Genomic DNA, 18,849 nt, shown 5'->3' with positions numbered 1-18,849 from the left:
GCATGCGCGCTCGGTGCCCAAGCCGGCGATGCGTATCGCGCCGGGGCGGGTGTCGCTGGTATTGGGTGGTTTGGGCTTCCTGTTTATGGTCTTGCTGGGGCGTGCCCTTTATTTACAGATTGCACAGCAGGACTTTTTGCAAAATCAGGGTGATGCACGTTTCAGGCGTGCACTGACGCTGGAAGCCACGCGCGGGGTGATTGCCGACCGCAATGGCGAGCCTCTGGCAATCAGTACGCCGGTGCAGACCATCTGGGCCAGCCCTGCCGGGATGCCGGCACTGAGCGAGACCCAGCTTGCTTCGCTCGCGCGTTTGCTGGAAATGCAGCCGGCCGATATCCGCGCGCGCCTGGCCGACAAGAAGCGTGAATTTGTCTATCTGAAACGCCAGATTAGTCCGGAGCTTGCCAGTACGGTGATGGAGCTGGGGATTCCCGGCGTCGCCAAACAGCAGGAATTCCGCCGTTATTACCCTGCCGGTGAAATGCTGTCGCATGTGGTCGGCTTTACCGGGGTGGATGGCCGGGGTCAGGAAGGACTGGAGCTGGCGCGCAATACCATGCTGTCGGGCAAGAGCGGGCACCGGGTGGTACTGAGGGATCGTCGCGGCTATATCGTCGATGATCTGGCTGCGGTCGAGCATCCCAAGGATGGGCAGACCATGACCTTGTCGATAGACCGCCGTATCCAGTACCTCGCGTACCGCGAGTTGAAGGGTGCGGTCGAGTTGAATAAGGCCAAGGCCGGTGCCGTGGTGGTACTCGATGGCAAGACCGGCGAGATTCTGGCAATGGCCAATTACCCGTCGTTCAACCCGAACAACCGCATGCGTCTCGATCCCGAAATGCGCCGCAATCGCGCCGTCATCGACATGTTCGAGCCGGGCTCGACCATGAAACCGTTTCCGGTGGCGATGGCGCTGGAAAACGGCAAGGTCAAGCCGACGACGGTGATGGATACCAATACTTACCGGATCGGTCCGGCGACGGTGCGCGACAGCCACGCCAAACCGCTGATGACGGTGACCGAGGTGATCAAGAAGTCGAGCAACGTCGGTGCCTCGAAGATGGCGCTGATGTTCACGCCGGAAGAAATGTGGCGCTTTTACGATGAAGCCGGTTTTGGCCGCAATCCGCATGCCGGTTTCCCCGGTGAAGTCTCCGGACGTTTGCGGGCCTGGAAAAACTGGCGTCCTATCGAGCAGGCCACCATGTCTTTCGGTTATGGCGTGTCGGTCAGCCTGTTGCAGCTGGCGCGCGCCTATACGGTGTTTACCGCCGACGGCAATCTGTTGCCGGTGTCGTTTTCGCGTTTGCCGGCGCCGCCACCGGGTATTCCTGTCGTCAGTGCGCGTACCGCGCAGCAGATGCGCGAGATGATGACCACGGTGACGCAGGTGGGCGGTACCGGTGTGCGTGCCCAGGTGCTGGGCTTTAATGTCGGCGGGAAATCGGGCACGGCACGCAAGCTGGTCGATGGCCGTTACGCGGCCGACAAGCATATCGGCATGTTCGTCGGCTTCGCGCCGGCAACACGGCCACGCCTGATCGTGGCGGTGATGGTGGACGAACCCAAGGGCGGCAGTTACTACGGCGGCACCGTGGCCGGTCCTGCTTTTTCCGCCATTATGGGCGGGGGTTTGCGGGTCTTGGGAGTCGAGCCCGATGCGCCGGCCAATAACACGCTGATTCCGGTGGGCCAGATCCCTGAAATACGAGAAGAAACATGAATAGCTTGCTGACACCATTGCCGGACTGGAGTCCGGCAACACTTGCCGAATCCGGCATTTCTTTGACCCGGGTCGAAACCGACAGCCGTCGTGTGGGGCCGGGGGATGTCTTTCTGGCCTGTCGCGGCGAATACGCCGACGGGCGCGACTATATCGCGGCTGCGCTTGAGCGCGGCGCTGCGGCCGTGTTGTGGGATCCGGCGGACGGTTTTGTCTGGCGTACCGAATGGGCGGTGCCCAATCTGGCGGTGCCTGCCCTGCGCGAGCGTGCCGGCATGGTGGCCGCTTACGCCTATGGTTTGCCCAGCCGCAGCATGAGCGTGATCGGGATTACCGGCACCAATGGCAAGACCTCTATTTCGCACTGGCTGGCGCAGGCTTACAGCCTGCTGGGGCAGAAGGCCGCCCTGATCGGGACGGTAGGTAACGGCTTTTATGGCGAGTTGACCGAAACCACCCATACCACGCCCGATCCGGTTACGGTGCAGCAACGCCTGGCCGAGTATCAGCGTCAGGGCGCCAAGGTCGTGACGATGGAAGTCTCCAGCCATGGGCTCGATCAGTTTCGCGTCAATGGCGTCGAATTTTCCACCTCTGTCTTCACCAATCTCACCCGCGATCACCTCGACTATCACGGCTCGATGGCGGCCTATGGCGCCTCCAAGGCGCGGCTGTTTCATTGGCCGGGCCTCAAGCATGCCGTGATCAATGCCGATGACGATTTCGGACGCATCCTCGCCGCCGATATAGATAGCGCGCATACCCGGGTGATTACTTACGGTCTGGAGCAGGGCGATGTGCGCCCCGTTTCGCTGGCGGCCAATCTGGATGGCTTGCAGCTGCGCGTGAGTACGCCTTGGGGCGAGGGCGATATCCGCTCGCCGCTATTGGGGCGTTTTAACGCGTCCAATATGCTGGCCTGCCTTGCGACCCTGTGTGCCGAAGGCGTGAGCCTGGCGGATGCCTGTGCTGTGCTGGGCCGCATCAAGCCGGCTCGCGGGCGTATGCAGCGCGTGGGTAGCGAACATGAGCCGCTGATTGTCGTTGATTATGCCCATACCCCGGATGCGCTGGACAAGGCCGCCAGTACGCTGGCCGAGATCCGGCCGCAAGGCTCGCGCCTGTATGTGGTATTCGGCTGCGGTGGCGATAGAGACAGCGGCAAGCGCCCGATGATGGGGGCTATTGCCGAGCGCATTGCCGATGTGGCGGTAGTGACCAGCGACAATCCGCGCACCGAAGATGCGCAAGCCATCATCGCCGATATCGTTGCCGGCATGACGGCGCCCGGCCATGTGGAAAGCGACCGCGAGCGGGCGATCCACTGGGCAGTGGCTCAGGCGCGCGCCGGGGATATCGTCCTGATTGCCGGTAAGGGGCATGAGGAATATCAGGATGTAATGGGTATCAAGCACGCCTTCTCCGACTTCCGCGTCGCCGAAGATGCGCTGACCGACTGGGGGAATGTCCATGTTGATGCTGTCTGAAGCGGCAGAACTGGCGGGAGGGCGTTTTTCCGGTCTTGACCGGCGCTTTAAGCGGGTGGTGACGGATAGCCGCGTGGCGGGGGAGGGCGATCTGTTTGTCGCGCTCGCCGGCGAACGCTTCGATGCCCATGATTTTGTTGCCGAGGTGGTGGCGCGTGGCGCCAGCGCATTGGTACGCGAGGGTTTCGAGCTGGCGGGCGCGTCACTGATCCATGTGGCCGATACCCGCCTGGGGCTGGGGCAGCTGGCTGCGGGCTGGTGTGCGCGCCTGGATGTGCGCCGCATCGGCATCACCGGCTCCAATGGCAAGACCACGGTCAAGGAAATGGTCGCGGCGATCTTGCGCGCCCATGCCGGCGACGCGGCGGTGCATGCGACCGCCGGCAACTTCAATAACGATATCGGCCTGCCGCTGACCCTGCTCTCGCTCAACGCCGCGCACCGTTACGCGGTGATCGAGATGGGGATGAACCACGCCGGCGAGCTGTCCTATCTGACACGTCTGGCGAGGCCGGAGGTGGCGCTGGTCAATAACGCCATGCGCGCCCATATCGGCCATTTTGGTTCAACGCGGGATGTTGCCTGTGCCAAGGCCGAGATCTTCGAGGGGCTGACCGGCCACGGCGTAGCCATTATCAATGCCGATGACGACAATAGCCCGCTATTTCGTCAGGCGGCCGGCGCGCACCGTGTGCTGTCTTTCGGCCTGAACGGCGCCGATGTCGCCGCGCGCGATGTGGTGCTGGGCGCCGAGTCCAGCCGCTTCGTCCTGCTAAGCCCGGCGGGCGAGGTGGCTGTCGAGTTGCCGGCTGCCGGTGAGCACAATGTGCGTAATGCGCTGGCGGCAGCGGCCGTGGCGCTGAGTCTGGATGTGCCGCTGGCGAGCATCGCAGCGGGCCTTACGGCCTTTGGCGGGGTCAAGGGGCGTTTGCAGCTGGGGCGTGCCGTGGGTGGTGCGCGCCTGATCGACGACAGCTACAACGCCAATCCCGATTCGATGCAGGCCGGCATCCGCGTGCTTGCCGGCTATCCTGCGCCGCGCATCTTCGTGATGGGCGACATCGGCGAACTGGGCGCCGAAGCGCCGGCCATGCATGCCGAGGTCGGTGCCGCAGCAGCGGCCGCCGGCATCGAGTCTTTGCTGACGCTGGGCGAGTTGTCGCGCCATGCGGCGGCCTCGTTTGGCGAGGGCGCGCTGGCGTTTGACGATATAGAGGCGCTGATCGCGCATCTGCAAGAGGCGCTGACACAAGACGCCACCGTGCTGGTCAAGGGTTCGCGATTTATGCGCATGGAGCGCATCGTCGCGGCGCTGGCGGCAAAATAATCGAGATTGAAAAGGGATTCACGTGCTGTTATGGCTAGCTGACTGGTTCGGGGAATATATCCGCGCCTTTAATGTATTCAACTATGTCACCCTGCGTGCGGTGATGGCTGCACTTACTTCGCTCGGCATTTCGCTCTTGCTCGGGCCATGGGTGATACGCAAGCTCACCGCGCTCAAGGTCGGGCAGGCGGTCCGCTCCGACGGCCCGCAGACCCATCTGATCAAGACCGGCACCCCGACCATGGGCGGCACGCTGATCCTGATGTCCATCGGCGTGACGACCCTGTTGTGGGCCGACCTCTCCAATAAATATGTGTGGCTATTGCTGGGCGTCATGTTCGGTACCGGTGCGCTGGGTTTTTACGACGACTGGCGCAAGGTGGTGTACAAGGACCCGAAAGGGGTGTCGGCCCGCTTCAAGATGGCCTGGCAGTCCAGTATTGCCATCGGTGCCGGTATCTTCTTGCTGACGACCGCGCAGCTGCCGGCCACCGTCACCTTCATCATGCCCTTCTTCAAACAGGTGGCTTACCCCCTGGGCGCGGTCGGCTTTTGCGTGCTGACCTATCTGGTGATTGTCGGTACCAGCAATGCCGTCAACCTGACCGATGGCCTCGACGGTCTGGCGGCGATGCCCATCGTGCTGGTGGCCGGCGGTCTGGCGGTATTCGGCTATGTGGCCGGCCACGCAGTATTTGCCAAGTATCTGGGCATGCCCTTCGTGCCGGGTGCGCACGAGGTGGTGGTGTTTTGCGCGGCCATTTGCGGCGCCTGTCTGGGTTTCTTGTGGTTTAACGCCTATCCGGCGCAGGTGTTTATGGGTGACGTAGGCGCGCTGGCGCTGGGCGCGGCCTTGGGTACGGTGGCGGTGATTGTGCGCCAGGAAGTGGTGCTGTTCATTATGGGCGGCCTGTTTGTGGTCGAGGCGCTGTCGGTGATGATACAGGTGGGCTCGTTCAAGCTGACCGGCAAGCGGGTATTCCGCATGGCGCCTTTGCATCACCACTATGAACTCAAGGGCTGGAAAGAGACGCAGGTGGTGGTGCGCTTCTGGATCATCACCATGATGCTGGTGCTGGCCGGCCTTACGACCCTGAAACTGAGATAAGACCATGTTCCGCGAGCGCCATATTGTTGTTGTCGGTCTGGGGGATTCGGGCCTGTCTGCCGCGCGTTATTGTGGCGCGCAAGGTGCGCGCATTACCGTGGCCGATAGCCGCGCTGCGCCGCCGCAGCTGGGCGCATTGCAGGCAGCACTGCCGCACGCCGGCGTGCGCCTGGGCGAGTTTTCGGATGCGACCTTTGCCGATGCCGATCTGGTGGTGATGAGCCCCGGAGTCAGCAGCCGCCATCCGGCGATTGCCGGCTATCGTTCACGCGGCGGCGAGGTGGTCGGTGATGTCGAACTATGGGCGCGTGCCATCAAGGGTAGCGGCGCCAAGGTCATCGCGATTACCGGCTCCAATGGCAAGACGACGGTCACCAGCCTGGTCGGGCATTTATGCGTGGCGGCGGGCTTGGACACGGTGGTGGCCGGTAATATCGGCTTGCCGGTACTGGATGCGCTGACCGGCTTACAGGGCCGTGTACCCGATATCTGGGTGGTCGAGCTTTCCAGCTTCCAGCTGGAGACCACCTCCAGCCTCGCCGCCGATGCGGCGACGGTGCTGAATATTTCCGAAGATCACCTCGACCGCTACCACGACCTGCTCGATTATGCGCATAGCAAAAGCGCGATCTTTAGCGGCTGCGGCGTACAGGTGCTGAATCGCGATGATGTGTTCTGCCGCGCCATGCGGCGCGAGGGCAGGGCGCTGCGCTGGTTTTCGCTGCAAGAGGCGACGGCCGGCTATGCCTTGCTGGCGCGCGGGGATGCTTACTGGCTGGGCATAGACGGTGAGGCGGTGCTGGATTTTGCCGGCATGCAGCTGACCGGGCTGCATAATGCGGCCAATGCGCTGGCCGCACTGGCCTTGTGCGAAGCGGTCGGCCTGAATCGTGCGTCCTTGCTGGCCGGGCTTGCGACCTTCAGGGGCTTGGCGCACCGGGTCGAAAAAATCAACGAATTCGGTGGGGTCGTGTTTATCGACGACTCCAAGGGCACCAATGTCGGGGCTACCGAGGCCGCACTCAATGGCATGACACAGCCGGTTGTGCTGATCGCAGGTGGCGATGGCAAGGGTCAGGATTTTTCCCCCTTGGCGCCGGCCGTCACGCGCATCTGCCGTGCCGTGCTGCTGATAGGGCGCGATGCACCGGCCCTGCGCGCCGTGCTGGGGGCCTGCGGTGTGCCTTTGTATGACTGCGCCACGCTGGAACAGGCAACGCAAAAGGCGGCAGAGCTTGCCCGGGTAGGGGACGCGGTGTTGTTGTCGCCCGCCTGTGCCAGCCTGGACATGTTTAAAAATTACGCACACAGGGCACAGGTGTTTATCGACACCGTCGCGGCACTTCAGGCGGAGCCGGCGGCATGATCGCCGCTAGCCGCGAGCGTGATGTACCGCTGACGATGCTGGATGAGGGGCTGATGTGGGCGATTGCCCTGTTGCTGTCCATTAGTCTGGTCATGGTGTATTCGGCCTCGATTGCGTATGCCGAAGTGGATAAGGCGACCCAGAGCCAGACCTTCTATCTGCTGCGCCATACGGTGTTTATGGTGGTGGCGCTGGGCGCGGGTTTTATTGCCTTCCAGATCCCGACCGCATTGTGGCAGAAGCATGCGTCCAAGTTTTTCCTGCTGGCATTGCTGCTCTTGGCTCTGGTGCTGATTCCCGGTATCGGCAAGGTCGTAAACGGTTCGCGCCGCTGGATCAACCTGTTTGTCGTGAATTTGCAACCTTCGGAAGTGATGAAGCTGGCGGCGGTGATTTACGTGGCCGACTACACGGTGCGTAAAGCGCCCAAGCTGCACAGCTTTACCCAAGGGTTTTTACCCGTGTTCGGTGCCATGTGTCTCGTCGGCAACCTCTTGTTGCTGGAGCCGGACTTTGGTGCGCTGATGGTGGTGATGGTGATTTCGATGGCCATCCTGTTTCTGGCGGGCATCAATATCCGGATTTTTGCCGGTATGGCCGTCGCCGCCGTGCTGGCGGTGGTCGGCATGATCGTGATGTCGCCCTACCGGCTGAAACGGGTGACCGGCTTCATGGATCCATGGGACGACCCCTACGGCAAGGGTTACCAGCTTAGCCACAGCCTGATTGCCTTCGGTCGTGGCGAGTGGTTTGGTGTAGGGCTGGGGGCCAGTGTCGAAAAACTGTTCTACCTGCCAGAAGCGCATACCGACTTCATCATGGCGGTGATCGCCGAGGAGTTCGGCTTTGTCGGCATCTGCGTGGTGATCGGCCTCTATGCCTGGATTGTGCTGCGTGCTTTTCGCATCGCGATGGATGCCAAGAAGCAGGAGCGCTACTACCCGTCGCTGGTGGCGCAAGGCATCGGGGTCTGGATAGGAATACAGAGTTTTTTCAATATCGGCGTCAATATGGGCCTGCTGCCGACCAAGGGGCTGACCCTGCCGCTGATGTCGTTCGGCGGCTCGGCCATGCTGATGAATATGGTTGCGCTTGCCGTGCTGTTGCGCGTGGATTACGAGAACCGCCGCATTAAGCGGGGGTATAAGGCTTAGTGGCGGGATCCGGGCGTAGGGTGGCGAGCCCTGTTTCCGCGCCCCTGATCACAGTTTTAAGGTGGAATGAATGGCATCAAGAACAGTCATGGTCATGGCAGGCGGCACCGGGGGGCATATCTTCCCGGGGCTGGCTGTTGCGCGTGAACTGCAGGCACGGGGCTGGAAGGTGATCTGGCTGGGCGCCGAAGGCGGGATGGAAACGCGGCTGGTGCCGCAGCACGGCTTTGCCATCGAGACGATACGCATGCGCGGCATGCGCGGCAACGGCCTCAAACGCTGGCTGAGTCTGCCCTTGATGCTGGCCTCGGCCTTTGCCGGCGCCAGCAGCGTGATTTTCCGTCACCGTCCCGATCTCGCCATCGGCTTTGGCGGTTATACCGGCTTTCCCGGCGGGGTGATGGCGCGCCTGTGCCTGAAGCCGCTGGTGATTCATGAGCAAAATTCGGTCGCCGGCCTGACTAACCGGTTGCTGGCAAAGATCGCCAGCCGCACGCTGTATGCTTTTCCGGCTGCATTTGCCGGCAAGGACGGGCTGGTCGGCAATCCGGTGCGTAGCGAAATCGTGGCCCAGGCTGAGCCAGCCAGCCGTTTTGCCGGCCGTAGCGGGCCCTTGCGCCTGCTGGTGGTGGGCGGCTCGCTGGGCGCCAAGATTTTCAACGACACGGTGCCGGCCGCCCTCGCGCTGTTGCCGGCGAACGCGCGCCCGCAGGTGGTGCATCAGGCAGGGGCCAAGCAGATAGAGGCCTTGCGCGAGAATTACGCCCAAGCCGGTGTGGCGGCCGATTGCCGTGCTTTTATCGATGATATGGCTGGCGAATACGCCGCCGCCGATCTGGTACTGTGCCGCGCCGGCGCCCTGACCATCGCCGAACTGGCGGCCATCGGCGCTGCCAGCCTGCTGGTGCCTTATCCGCATGCGGTGGATGACCACCAGACCGGCAATGCCAGGTTTCTGGCGGATGCGGGTGCGGCGCAGCTCTTGCCGCAAGGCAAGCTGGATGCCGCCGCCTTGGCCGATTTGTTACAATCGCTGAATCGCAGCGATTGTCTACAGATGGCCGTCGCTGCACGGCGTCTGGCGATGCCGGATGCCGCGCTCAAGGTTGCCGATGTGTGCGAGGCGCTGACGCGCGAAGACTGAAGGCGGCGACACGCTGTCATGGCTGCTTTGCGGCCGGATCTAATGCCATAGACTGAGAAATAGAAGATGAAACACAGGGTCAAACATATACATTTTGTGGGTATCGGCGGCGTCGGCATGTGCGGCATCGCCGAGGTCTTGCTTAATCTGGGCTATACCGTGTCCGGTTCCGATATGGCCGAAAATAGTGCGACCCAGCGTCTGGCGGCCCAGGGCGCCCGTATTTATTTCGGCCATGACGAGGCCAATATGGCCGGTGCCGATGTGGTGGTCACTTCAACTGCGGTCAAGGCCGATAACCCGGAAGTGCTGGCGGCCAAGGCCTGCCGTATTCCGGTGATTGCGCGCGCACTGATGCTGGCCGAACTGATGCGTTTCAAGCAGGGTATCGCCATTGCCGGCACTCATGGCAAGACCACGACCACCAGTCTGACCGCCTCCATTCTGGGCGCGGCCGGCTTGGATCCGACCTTCGTGATCGGGGGCAAGCTGACGGCTGCCGGCACCAATGCGCGTCTGGGGTCGGGTGAGTATCTGGTGGCCGAAGCCGACGAGTCCGATGCATCCTTCCTGTACCTGTCGCCCGAAATGGCGGTCGTCACCAATATCGACGCCGACCATATGGACACCTACGAGCACAGCTTCGACAAGCTGAAGCAGGCTTTTGTCGACTTCCTGTCGCGCCTGCCTTTCTATGGTCGTGCCGTGCTGTGCATAGATGATGCCAATGTGCGCGAGATCCTGCCGCGTATTCCGCGGCCGGTGACCACCTATGGTATCGATAGCGAAGATGCCCAGGTGCGTGCGCTCAATGTGCGTGCCGTGGGGCCGTGCATGCACTTCGATGTGGTGGTGAAAAATGGTGAAGATTTACGCTTTGCAGTCGAACTGAATACACCGGGCCATCATAATGTGCTCAACGCTTTGGCCGCGATCGCGATCGCGCTAGAATGCGGCGCGAGCGTTGCCGCGATCCAGCAGGGGCTGGCCGGTTTTGCCGGTGTGGGGCGCCGCTTTCAGCGTTATGGCGAATTGCCGGCACAAGATGGCGGCCGTTATACCCTGGTCGATGACTATGGCCATCATCCGGTGGAAATGGCAGCCACCCTGGCGGCCGTACGCGGAGCGTATCCGACGCAGCGTCTGGTGCTGGCTTTTCAGCCACACCGTTATACGCGTACCCGTGATTTGTTCGAAGACTTTGCCCGTGTGTTGTCCGGTGTGGATGCGTTATTGCTGGCGGAGGTCTACGCCGCCGGTGAAGCGCCCATCGTTGCGGCGGATGGCCGTGCCCTGGCGCGCGCCGTACGTGTCGCCGGCAAGGTCGAACCGCTGTTTGTCGCCGATATTGCCGACATGCCGGCGACGATCGCCGCTTTTGCCCGCGATGGTGATGTCGTGATCACCATGGGCGCGGGCTCGATAGGGGCGGTGCCGGGCAAGCTGCTTGCCAGCCACGCATAATGACGGCCTGTCCCTGGCGGGGCAGTTAAAAAACAGCATTCAGGATGTAAAGACATGCAGCAGTTTGGCAAAGTAGCAGTGATGATGGGCGGCAAATCCTCCGAGCGTGAAGTCTCGCTGATGAGCGGCAGCGGCGTGCTGAGCGCCTTGAAGTCGCGTGGTGTGGATGCCCATGCCTTCGATCCGGCAGACAAGCCCTTGTCGGCGCTTAGGGACGAAGGTTTTGCCCGGGTATTTATCGCCTTGCACGGCCCGTTCGGAGAGGATGGCACCTTGCAGGGCGCGCTGGAAACCCTGCATCTGCCGTATACCGGTTGTGGCGTGATGGCTTCGGCCATCGGCATGGACAAGTGGCGCACCAAGCTATTGTGGCAGGGCGCCGGTCTGCCGATTCCGGCGTTTGAAATGTTGAATGATGGCACTGATTTTGCTGCAGTCGAAGCAAGGCTGGGCCTGCCCTTGTTCGTCAAGCCGGCGACCGAGGGTTCCAGCATCGGTGTGATCAAGGTCAAACAGGCTGGTGAACTGGAAGCCGCGTATTACGAGGCCAAGAAGTTTGATCCGCTGGTGCTGGCCGAGCAGTTCATCGGCGGTGGCGAATTTACCTGCGCCATTATCGACGGCGAGGCCTATCCGACCATCAAGATCGAGCCGGCGACCGAGTTTTACGATTATCAGGCCAAGTATTTTCGCGACGACACCGTCTATCGCTGTCCGTCCGGCCTGGATGAGGCGACCGAGGCTGAGGCACGCGCCTTGTGCCTGACTGCGTTCCGGGTCTTGGGCGGGCGAGGCTGGGGCCGGGTGGATTTCCTGATGGATGAGGCCGGTGGTATTTACCTGCTGGAAGTGAATACCGCACCGGGCATGACCAGTCATAGTCTGGTGCCGATGGCGGCGCGTGTTCAGGGTTTGTCGTACGAGGAATTGTGCGTGCAAATCCTGGCGGCGGCCCATGTGGGATAACCACAGGGCACTTGGCGCCCTGGCGAATGTATTGTTGTGGATTTCGGTATTGATGCTGCTGTTTGCCGGCGGTTTTTATCTGGTGCATTCACCGCTGTTTCCGGTGCGGAAGATCAATATTCAGGGCCAGATGCAGCGTGTAACGCCGGTACAACTGCGGTATATCGCCGAGCACGAGTTGTCCGGCACGTTTTTTACGCTGGACATCAACCAGACCCGCGCCGCGTTCGGCAAACTGCCCTGGGTGCGCGAGTCACAGGTGCGGCGGCGCTGGCCGGACCAGCTGGATATTACCGTGATCGAGCATCAGGCGCTGGCGCGCTGGGGCGAGAATGGTCTGGTCGGTACCGATGGCCAGTGGTTTGATGCCGCCAGCGACCAGAGCCTGCCGGTGCTGTTCGGGCCGCAGGGGACGGAGGGCGAGATGGCACAGGCGCTGGCGCGCTTTCGCTCTTTATTGCGGCCTAGCGGGCTGAAGCCTGCGCGTTTGTGGATGAATGAACGCCGTGCCTGGCGTGTCGAGCTCGATAACGGTGTTTTGCTGGAGCTGGGACGCGGAAATGTGGATGAACGCATACAGCGCTTTGCCAAAAACTGGAATACAACAATGTCCACCCTGCCATATAGGGTGGATAGCGTCGATTTGCGTTACCCTAACGGATATGCCGTAAAGATGCCTGATTACAAGGCTCCTGCGGCAAAATAAACAGCCATAGCAGTATTGCGGAGCTTACAGGTGAGTAAACCCAAAGAGAGCAAGAATATGCTGGTCGGCCTCGATATCGGCACCTCCAAGATTGTAGCGATCGTGGCCGAGGTGCTGGACGACGGCCAGCTTAATATTATCGGTATGGGGCAGACGCCATCCAAAGGCCTGAAGCGCGGCATGGTGGTGAATATCGAATATACCGTGCAGGCGATAAAGCGCGCGCTGGAAGAGGCCGAGCTGATGGCCGACTGCAAGATCAATCAGGTGTATACCGGCATTGCCGGCAGCCACATCAAGAGCGTGAACTCGCACGGCATGGTGGCGATCAAGGACCGCGAAGTCACCCAGATGGATGTCGATCGCGTGATCGAGACCGCGCGGGCGGTGACGATACCGCCCGACCATCAGGTGCTGCATATTCTGACGCAGGAATACAGCATCGACGGTCAGGAAGGCGTGCGCGAGCCGTTGGGCATGAGCGGCGTACGGCTGGAGACGCGGGTACATATCGTGACCGGTGCGGTGTCGGCGGCACAGAACGTAGCCAAATGCGTGCGCCGCTGCGATCTGGAAGTGTCCGATCTGGTGTTGCAGCCGATGGCCTCGGCCATTGCGGTATTATCGGAAGATGAGAAAGATCTGGGTGTCTGCCTGATCGACATCGGTGGCGGGACATCCGATATCGCGGTCTACACCAATGGCGCGATCCGTCATACGGCGGTGATTCCGATTGCCGGTGATCAGGTGACCAACGATATCGCCACGGCACTACGCACGCCGACCAAGGAAGCCGAGGACATCAAGATCCATCACGGCGTCTGTCTGGTATCGCTAGCCGATCCTGCCCAGATGATAGAGGTGCCCGGTGTGGGCGAGCGCGGGCCGCGCCAGATGTCGCGCGCTACGCTGGCCGAGGTGATAGAGCCGCGGGTGGAAGAGCTGTTCCAGTTGGTGCAGCAGGAGCTGCGCCGCTCAGGTTTCGAAGACGTGTTGTCGTCCGGCATCGTACTGACCGGTGGCTCCAGCCTGATGCCGGGCATGGTCGAGCTGGCGGAGGAAGTTTTCCATATGCCGGTGCGCATTGGTGTGCCCAAATATGTAGGCGGTCTGGCGGAAGTGGTGAAAACCCCGCGTTTCTCGACCGGTGTCGGTCTATTGCTATACGGCAAGGAGCAGATGGCGCTGTCGCGCAGCCCGCTCAAGCTGGAAAACGCCGGCGTAGGACAGTTTTTTGGCAAAATGAAAGCCTGGTTCGCCGGTAATTTCTGAGGCGGATCTACGAGTTTAAAACGCTCATCTTTAGTACGAGGAGAGAAAAATGAGCAATATGGTTTTTGAAGTCATTCAGGACTCTGCGTCTGATGCCGTCATCAAGGTGATAGGCGTGGGTGGTGGCGGCTGTAATGCCATCGACAATATGATCAGCAGCAAAGTCGTCGGCGTCGAGTTTATTTGCGCCAACACCGATGCCCAGACGCTCAAGCGCAATCAGGCATCGCAAAAGCTGCAGCTGGGGCTGGGCCTGACCAAGGGTCTGGGCGCCGGCGCCAATCCCGAAGTCGGCCGTGCTGCCGCGCTGGAAGACCGCGAACGCATCGTCGAGATGCTCAAGGGCGCGCATATGGTGTTTATTACCGCCGGCATGGGCGGTGGCACCGGCACCGGCGCAGCGCCGGTGGTGGCCGAAGTCGCCAAGGAACTGGGCATTCTCACCGTCGGGGTGGTGACTCGTCCGTTCGAGCATGAAGGCAAGCGCACCAAGGTTGCGCAGCAGGGCATCGAAGACCTGAAAAAACACGTCGACTCGCTGATCGTGATCCCGAACGAAAAGCTGATGGAAGTGCTGGGTGACGATGTCACCATGCGTGAAGCCTTCCGTGCGGCAGACGATGTGCTCAAGGGCGCGGTAGCCGGTATTGCCGAAGTGATTACCTGCCCGGGCGTGATTAACGTCGACTTTGCCGACGTACGCACCGTGATGGGTGAAATGGGTCTGGCGATGATGGGTTCGTCCAGCGCTTCCGGTCTGGATCGCGCCCGTATTGCCGCCGAACAGGCTGTCGCCAGTCCCTTGCTCGACAACATCACGCTGGATGGCGCGCGTGGCGTACTGGTCAATATCTCGACCGCACCCGGTTGCCTGAAGATGAGCGAGTACCGCGAAATCATGGCCATCGTGCGCCAGTATGCCGATGAAGACGCACAGGTGAAATTCGGTACCGCCGAAGTCGAAGACATGGCGGAAGACGCTATTCGCGTCACCCTGATTGCCACCGGTCTGGGCCAGAAAAAGGCGCAGCGCGAAGAGCGGCCGGAGTATATCAAGATCGTCAAGACCGGTACCGATGACCGCACTGTCGAGCTGAACTACAACGAACTGGATGCGCCGGCCATTATGCGTGGCGGTCGCCGCCGCTCTCCGGTGGCTGCCGACTTCTCCAATCCGGGCGTTAGCGAGAGCTACGATATCCCGGCCTTCCTGCGTAAACAGGCAGACTGATAGCGGGTATCTATCGGAAAGGGCGGATTAATCAACTGGCCAGCGTCGGTCGCTGTGCTAGACTTTCGCCCGTCCAGATCAGCAATAAAGGCGAAACATGATCCTGCAAAGAACGTTGGCGCACGAGATCAGTGCGACCGGTGTCGGCCTGCACTCGGGTGAGCGGGTGAAACTGACCCTGCGCCCGGCGCCGCCCGATACCGGCATCGTGTTCCGTCGCACCGATCTTGATCCTGCGGTCGATGTCCGCGCCGAGCCCTCGCTTGTGAACGATACGCGCCTCTCCTCGACGCTGGTGACCGACACCGGCGTGCGTATCGGCACGGTAGAGCACCTGATGTCGGCTTTTGCCGGCTTCGGCATCGACAACCTCGTGATCGAGGTGACGGCAGCGGAAATGCCCATCATGGACGGTTCCTCTGCCCCTTTTCTTTATCTGCTGCAAAGCGCGGGTATTGTCGATCAGGCCAAGCCCAAGCGCTTTATCCGCGTCAAGCAGGCGATAGAAGTGGTCGAGGGCGACAAGTGGGTGAAACTGGAGCCCTATGAGGGCTTCAGCGTCGAGTTGTCCATCGAGTTCAATCATCCGGCTTTCAATCGTGCCGCGCAGCGGGTAAAGATCGATTTTTCCGGCCACTCCTATGTGGACGAAATTTCGCGTGCCCGCACCTTCGGCTTTATGCACGAAGTCGAGTATATGAAGAGTCAGGGCTTGGGGCTGGGCGGCAACCTGAACAACGCCATCGTGATCGATGACGAATATGTGCTGAATCCGGAAGGGCTGCGCTTTCCGGACGAGTTCGTGCGCCACAAGATACTCGATGCCATTGGCGACCTGTATATTGTCGGCCATCCGCTGATCGCCGCCTTTTCCGGCCATAAGTCCGGCCATGCCATGAATAACGCCTTGCTGCGCAAGTTGCTGGCGACACCGAGTGCATGGGAATTTGTCAGCTTTACCGATGCCATCGATGTCCCTTCCGGTTTCCATCGCTTGCCGATGCCGGACTAAACCGTGTTCTGGCTGCTGCGCCTGTGGCTGATCGGGCTGATTCTGGTGCTGGGCTGGGCCATCGTATGCTACATACTGACCCGCAATCGCGCCTATCTCTTAAAAGCCCGCGCGGTCTGGCGCGGTTCGCTGTATCTCGCTTTTTCCATCTTTATCATCTGGCTGCTGCTGCGCCTGTTGCGGCTGTAAGGCCGCAGAGCCCGCATCCGGTTTTTTCCGGCTTTGCCTTTCTTTGGCCGCCAGCAATACGCCGGCAATAATCAGTGTGCCTCCCAGTAGTTGGGTGAGCGTCAGTGCCTCGCCCAGAAACACGGCGGCCAGCAGCAGGGTAAACAGCGGCTCGCTGGTCGACAGCAGGGAAGCCCGGCTGGCGCCTACGCGTGCCATGCCCGACAGAAAAAGCGCAGTTGCGACAACGGTAGACACGCCCGCCAGCAGCAGAATCCCCAGCCAGCCGCTAGCAGATGCCGGCAGATGTAATTGCTGGCTGAGCAGCAACAGCACGCCATTGCTGACGGCGCCGGCCACCATCACCACCGTGGTGGCGGCCAGTGGATGCACGCGGTAGGCGACACGCCCGCCGGTGATGACATAGGCAGCGTAAAACAGCGCCGAACCGATGCCCAACAGAATGCCCGCTGGCGAGCCCGACAGCGCCCCGCCTATAGTCACCACCATGCCCAGCGACGATAGCAAGAGTGCGCCCAGACGCTGGCGGCTTAGGGTTTCGCCAAACAATAGCGCCGACAATAGCAGTACCAGCGCGGGATAAAGATAGAGCAGTAAAGAGACGGTGCCGGCCGGCACCGTCTTGAGCGCGCCAAAGAAACACAGCGACATGCCGGTGTAGCCGATGGCTCCCATCGCGAGCAGCGCAATCAGCGTACGGCCGCGCGGCAGCGCCAGATTTTTCCACTTCATCCACACCACCAGCACCAAAGCCGACAGTGCAAAGCGCAGGAAGACCATGCTGGCGCTATCGACGCCGGAGGCGCGCGCCAGATGGGCAAAGATGGGGATGGCGCCATAACAGGCACCGGCGAGCACGACAAACAGGGCGCCACTGAGTGGGGGCAGCATAGAAAATCCAGTCACTAGGTGGCCGGATTCTAAGCGCATTTCAGTACATGTGCATTTTTATTGGCGCATCAAGGATGCTTGCGGATGTACTCTATGGTGGCTTCGGCCGAGCGGCGCGGAGTGCCGCCATCGCACAGCAGGTCTTTTAGCGCCCGCCTGACGGTATCTTCGCGCCGGATCGGGCGCCATAGCGGTTTCATCGATTCTATCCAGCGCTGGGCCACCGTATCGGCAAAGGCGTAGCTGCGCACATCCTGCGTCTGGCAGCGCAGCCCTTCGCGGCTGATATTGGCGACGCCGCCTGGTGTCAGTACCCGCAGGCTGTAACGCACCACGCCATCCTGCCCGAGGGTGATGGATTTGCCATCCAGCGCCAGACGGTTGCGCTCCAGATTGCCGCCGCTGAAATCCAGCCATTCGGGTGCCAGCGGATAGACGGGCAGGACCGCTGCCTGTTCGACCCATGGCGCATCATCATCGACGGAGTTGGCGGTGGCGCGTTTGAAGTGGGCATCATTGCCGGAGTCGGCGATGGCCGTGGCCGTCAGGGTGGCCAGCGCCAGGCTAAGCAGGGTTTTCTTCACAGACAGTTTTCCTGTAGTTCGGGTCGGGGCGTAGCGTGTAATGGCGCTTTGCGCCATGGCTGCCGCCGGGGTTGAGTGTCAGTTCGCTCAGGCTGATATCGCCGCGTGGCTGGGCGACCAGCAGGGTCGAGCTGCGCGTGCCGTAGTCGCGGCCGGTGATCAGTACCGGTGCCAACATTTTTTCCAGTGCCAGACCCACACCGGTGTTGGGTAGTTCGCGGCTATCCGGCAAGCTGCGGTCCCCCAGCCAAGCAAATGCGGTCATTGCATCCGGAGGCCGCTGGCAGGCCTGCAAGTTTCCAGCCAGGCGCCGGCATTTGGGCCACGGCGTATCCAGCGTGGCATTGGACAGGGTGTGGATGCCCGGCGTGAGCCGGCTCAAGCGGTCGTGCTGGCTGTTGTAGTGGTAGAGATCGCGCATTTCACCAAACAGCAGGTTATAGGGGGCGTACTGTGACCGCTCCTGTGCGAGTGTGCGGGCAAAAACCAGGGCGCTATCGTCGCCGCCGATAAAGCGCGGCACCAGTTCGCCACGCGAGCGTGTGCCGTGATGCGGCTGGCCGGTGCGTATATTGGTGATGGCGGCAAAGCGTCCGCGCTTGTCCAGCGCCAGCCAGCTGCCGCCGGCCACCAGGTCGCGGCCGCCCAGAATATCGGGCGCATCGTCCCACCACGCCAGTGGTGTACTGGCGCGGGCATAGGCTTCGTCACGGTTGGCAATCAGCACCAAAGGGCCGAGCAAACGGGTCTGGTAAGCAAGAGCAATGACACACATGGCATGGGTAGGGGTAAAATGGCGACCTCATTGTACCGTGAATGTCCCAGAGACCGCCTTATGCCGATAGCCAAATCGCTCGACCTCTCCGGCCTCAACTGCCCGCTGCCCATCCTGCGCGCCAAGAAGGGGCTGGCCGATATGGAGTCCGGTGCCCTGCTCGAAGTGATCGCCACCGATCCCGGCGCGCCGCATGATTTCGAGGCCTTCTGCCGCCAGACCGGTAACCCGCTGGAAACCTCGGAAACCACGCCCGAGGGCAAGTTCCGCATGGTATTGCGCCGCAAGTGAGGGAATGGGGAATGGGGAATAGGGAATAGGGAATAGGGAATAGGGAATAGGGGGCGGCTGGCGGGTTTGGTTTTTCGGGATCGGGGAGCGGGGAATCGGGAGCCGCGGTGTTGACGTGCTTGGGTCGGTTCGCAACACTGAAATCCGAGTCCC

17 protein-coding genes are annotated in these 18,849 nt (G+C 61.4%); 14 read left to right on the top strand and 3 right to left on the bottom strand.

What is annotated here, in order from left to right:
• Positions 1–28: 28 nt before the first annotated feature.
• From ACRC1E_RS02510 to lpxC, 13 genes are all read left to right on the top strand, one after another.
• Positions 29–1,729 carry a peptidoglycan D,D-transpeptidase FtsI family protein gene (locus ACRC1E_RS02510; RefSeq protein WP_438513541.1) on the top strand — a complete coding sequence of 567 codons (1,701 nt, stop codon included), beginning with the start codon at positions 29–31 and terminating at the stop codon, positions 1,727–1,729.
• Positions 1,726–3,216 carry a UDP-N-acetylmuramoyl-L-alanyl-D-glutamate--2,6-diaminopimelate ligase gene (locus tag ACRC1E_RS02505; protein WP_438513527.1) on the top strand — a complete coding sequence of 497 codons (1,491 nt, stop codon included), beginning with the start codon at positions 1,726–1,728 and terminating at the stop codon, positions 3,214–3,216. The genes ACRC1E_RS02510 and ACRC1E_RS02505 overlap by 4 nt, the downstream gene beginning before the upstream one ends.
• Complete coding sequence (locus tag ACRC1E_RS02500) at positions 3,200–4,543, top strand: UDP-N-acetylmuramoyl-tripeptide--D-alanyl-D-alanine ligase (RefSeq protein WP_438513526.1); 1,344 nt, start codon at positions 3,200–3,202, stop codon at positions 4,541–4,543. Before ACRC1E_RS02505 ends, ACRC1E_RS02500 begins: the two co-directional genes overlap by 17 nt.
• A 22-nt stretch (positions 4,544–4,565) precedes the next feature.
• Positions 4,566–5,651, top strand: a complete 1,086-nt coding sequence (gene mraY, locus ACRC1E_RS02495) for a phospho-N-acetylmuramoyl-pentapeptide-transferase (protein ID WP_438513525.1) — start codon at positions 4,566–4,568, stop codon at positions 5,649–5,651.
• A gap of 4 nt (positions 5,652–5,655) precedes the next feature.
• Positions 5,656–7,017 (top strand): UDP-N-acetylmuramoyl-L-alanine--D-glutamate ligase, encoded by a 1,362-nt coding sequence (gene murD, locus ACRC1E_RS02490; RefSeq protein WP_438513524.1) that lies wholly within the window; start codon positions 5,656–5,658, stop codon positions 7,015–7,017.
• Positions 7,014–8,171 (top strand): putative lipid II flippase FtsW, encoded by a 1,158-nt coding sequence (ftsW, locus tag ACRC1E_RS02485; RefSeq protein WP_438513523.1) that lies wholly within the window; start codon positions 7,014–7,016, stop codon positions 8,169–8,171. The genes murD and ftsW overlap by 4 nt, the downstream gene beginning before the upstream one ends.
• 70 nt (positions 8,172–8,241) lie before the next feature.
• Positions 8,242–9,315: an undecaprenyldiphospho-muramoylpentapeptide beta-N-acetylglucosaminyltransferase gene (gene murG, locus ACRC1E_RS02480; protein WP_438513522.1), complete on the top strand. Its 1,074-nt coding sequence runs from the start codon at positions 8,242–8,244 to the stop codon at positions 9,313–9,315.
• A gap of 66 nt (positions 9,316–9,381) precedes the next feature.
• A complete protein-coding gene (gene murC / locus ACRC1E_RS02475; protein ID WP_438513521.1) occupies positions 9,382–10,779 on the top strand; it encodes a UDP-N-acetylmuramate--L-alanine ligase in 1,398 nt (465 codons plus the stop codon).
• A 54-nt stretch (positions 10,780–10,833) separates the two neighbouring features.
• Positions 10,834–11,745, top strand: coding sequence for a D-alanine--D-alanine ligase (locus ACRC1E_RS02470; protein WP_438513520.1), 912 nt, complete (start codon positions 10,834–10,836; stop codon positions 11,743–11,745).
• Positions 11,735–12,451, top strand: coding sequence for a cell division protein FtsQ/DivIB (locus ACRC1E_RS02465; protein ID WP_438513519.1), 717 nt, complete (start codon positions 11,735–11,737; stop codon positions 12,449–12,451). Before ACRC1E_RS02470 ends, ACRC1E_RS02465 begins: the two co-directional genes overlap by 11 nt.
• Before the next feature lie 30 nt (positions 12,452–12,481).
• The gene (ftsA, locus tag ACRC1E_RS02460; RefSeq protein WP_438513518.1) at positions 12,482–13,723 is read left to right on the top strand and encodes a cell division protein FtsA; all 1,242 of its coding nucleotides are present in this window, start codon (positions 12,482–12,484) and stop codon (positions 13,721–13,723) included.
• 49 nt (positions 13,724–13,772) lie between these two features.
• Complete coding sequence (gene ftsZ, locus ACRC1E_RS02455) at positions 13,773–14,954, top strand: cell division protein FtsZ (RefSeq protein ID WP_438513517.1); 1,182 nt, start codon at positions 13,773–13,775, stop codon at positions 14,952–14,954.
• A gap of 100 nt (positions 14,955–15,054) precedes the next feature.
• Positions 15,055–15,966, top strand: a complete 912-nt coding sequence (gene lpxC / locus ACRC1E_RS02450; RefSeq protein ID WP_438513540.1) for a UDP-3-O-acyl-N-acetylglucosamine deacetylase — start codon at positions 15,055–15,057, stop codon at positions 15,964–15,966.
• A 99-nt stretch (positions 15,967–16,065) separates the two neighbouring features.
• On the opposite strand, the gene ACRC1E_RS02445 is transcribed toward lpxC, so the two are convergent.
• The 3 genes from ACRC1E_RS02445 to ACRC1E_RS02435 form a co-directional block, all read right to left on the bottom strand.
• The gene (locus ACRC1E_RS02445) at positions 16,066–17,046 is read right to left on the bottom strand and encodes a DMT family transporter (protein ID WP_438513516.1); all 981 of its coding nucleotides are present in this window, start codon (positions 17,044–17,046) and stop codon (positions 16,066–16,068) included.
• Positions 17,047–17,114: 68 nt separating this feature from the next.
• Positions 17,115–17,630: a CNP1-like family protein gene (locus tag ACRC1E_RS02440; RefSeq protein ID WP_438513515.1), complete on the bottom strand. Its 516-nt coding sequence runs from the start codon at positions 17,628–17,630 to the stop codon at positions 17,115–17,117.
• Entirely contained in the window at positions 17,611–18,405 is a 795-nt protein-coding gene (locus tag ACRC1E_RS02435) for an NRDE family protein (RefSeq protein WP_438513514.1), read from the bottom strand. The genes ACRC1E_RS02440 and ACRC1E_RS02435 overlap by 20 nt, the downstream gene beginning before the upstream one ends.
• Before the next feature lie 60 nt (positions 18,406–18,465).
• Between ACRC1E_RS02435 and ACRC1E_RS02430 the strand changes: the two genes are divergently transcribed.
• Positions 18,466–18,696, top strand: coding sequence for a sulfurtransferase TusA family protein (locus tag ACRC1E_RS02430; protein ID WP_438513513.1), 231 nt, complete (start codon positions 18,466–18,468; stop codon positions 18,694–18,696).
• The last annotated feature ends 153 nt before the right edge of the window (positions 18,697–18,849 follow it).

Origin of the sequence: Craterilacuibacter sp., assembly GCF_051659485.1 — a bacterium.
GTDB lineage: Bacteria > Pseudomonadota > Gammaproteobacteria > Burkholderiales > Chromobacteriaceae > Craterilacuibacter.
The sequence above is the reverse complement of the archived record's forward strand: the minus strand, read 5'-3'. Positions and strand labels throughout refer to the sequence as shown.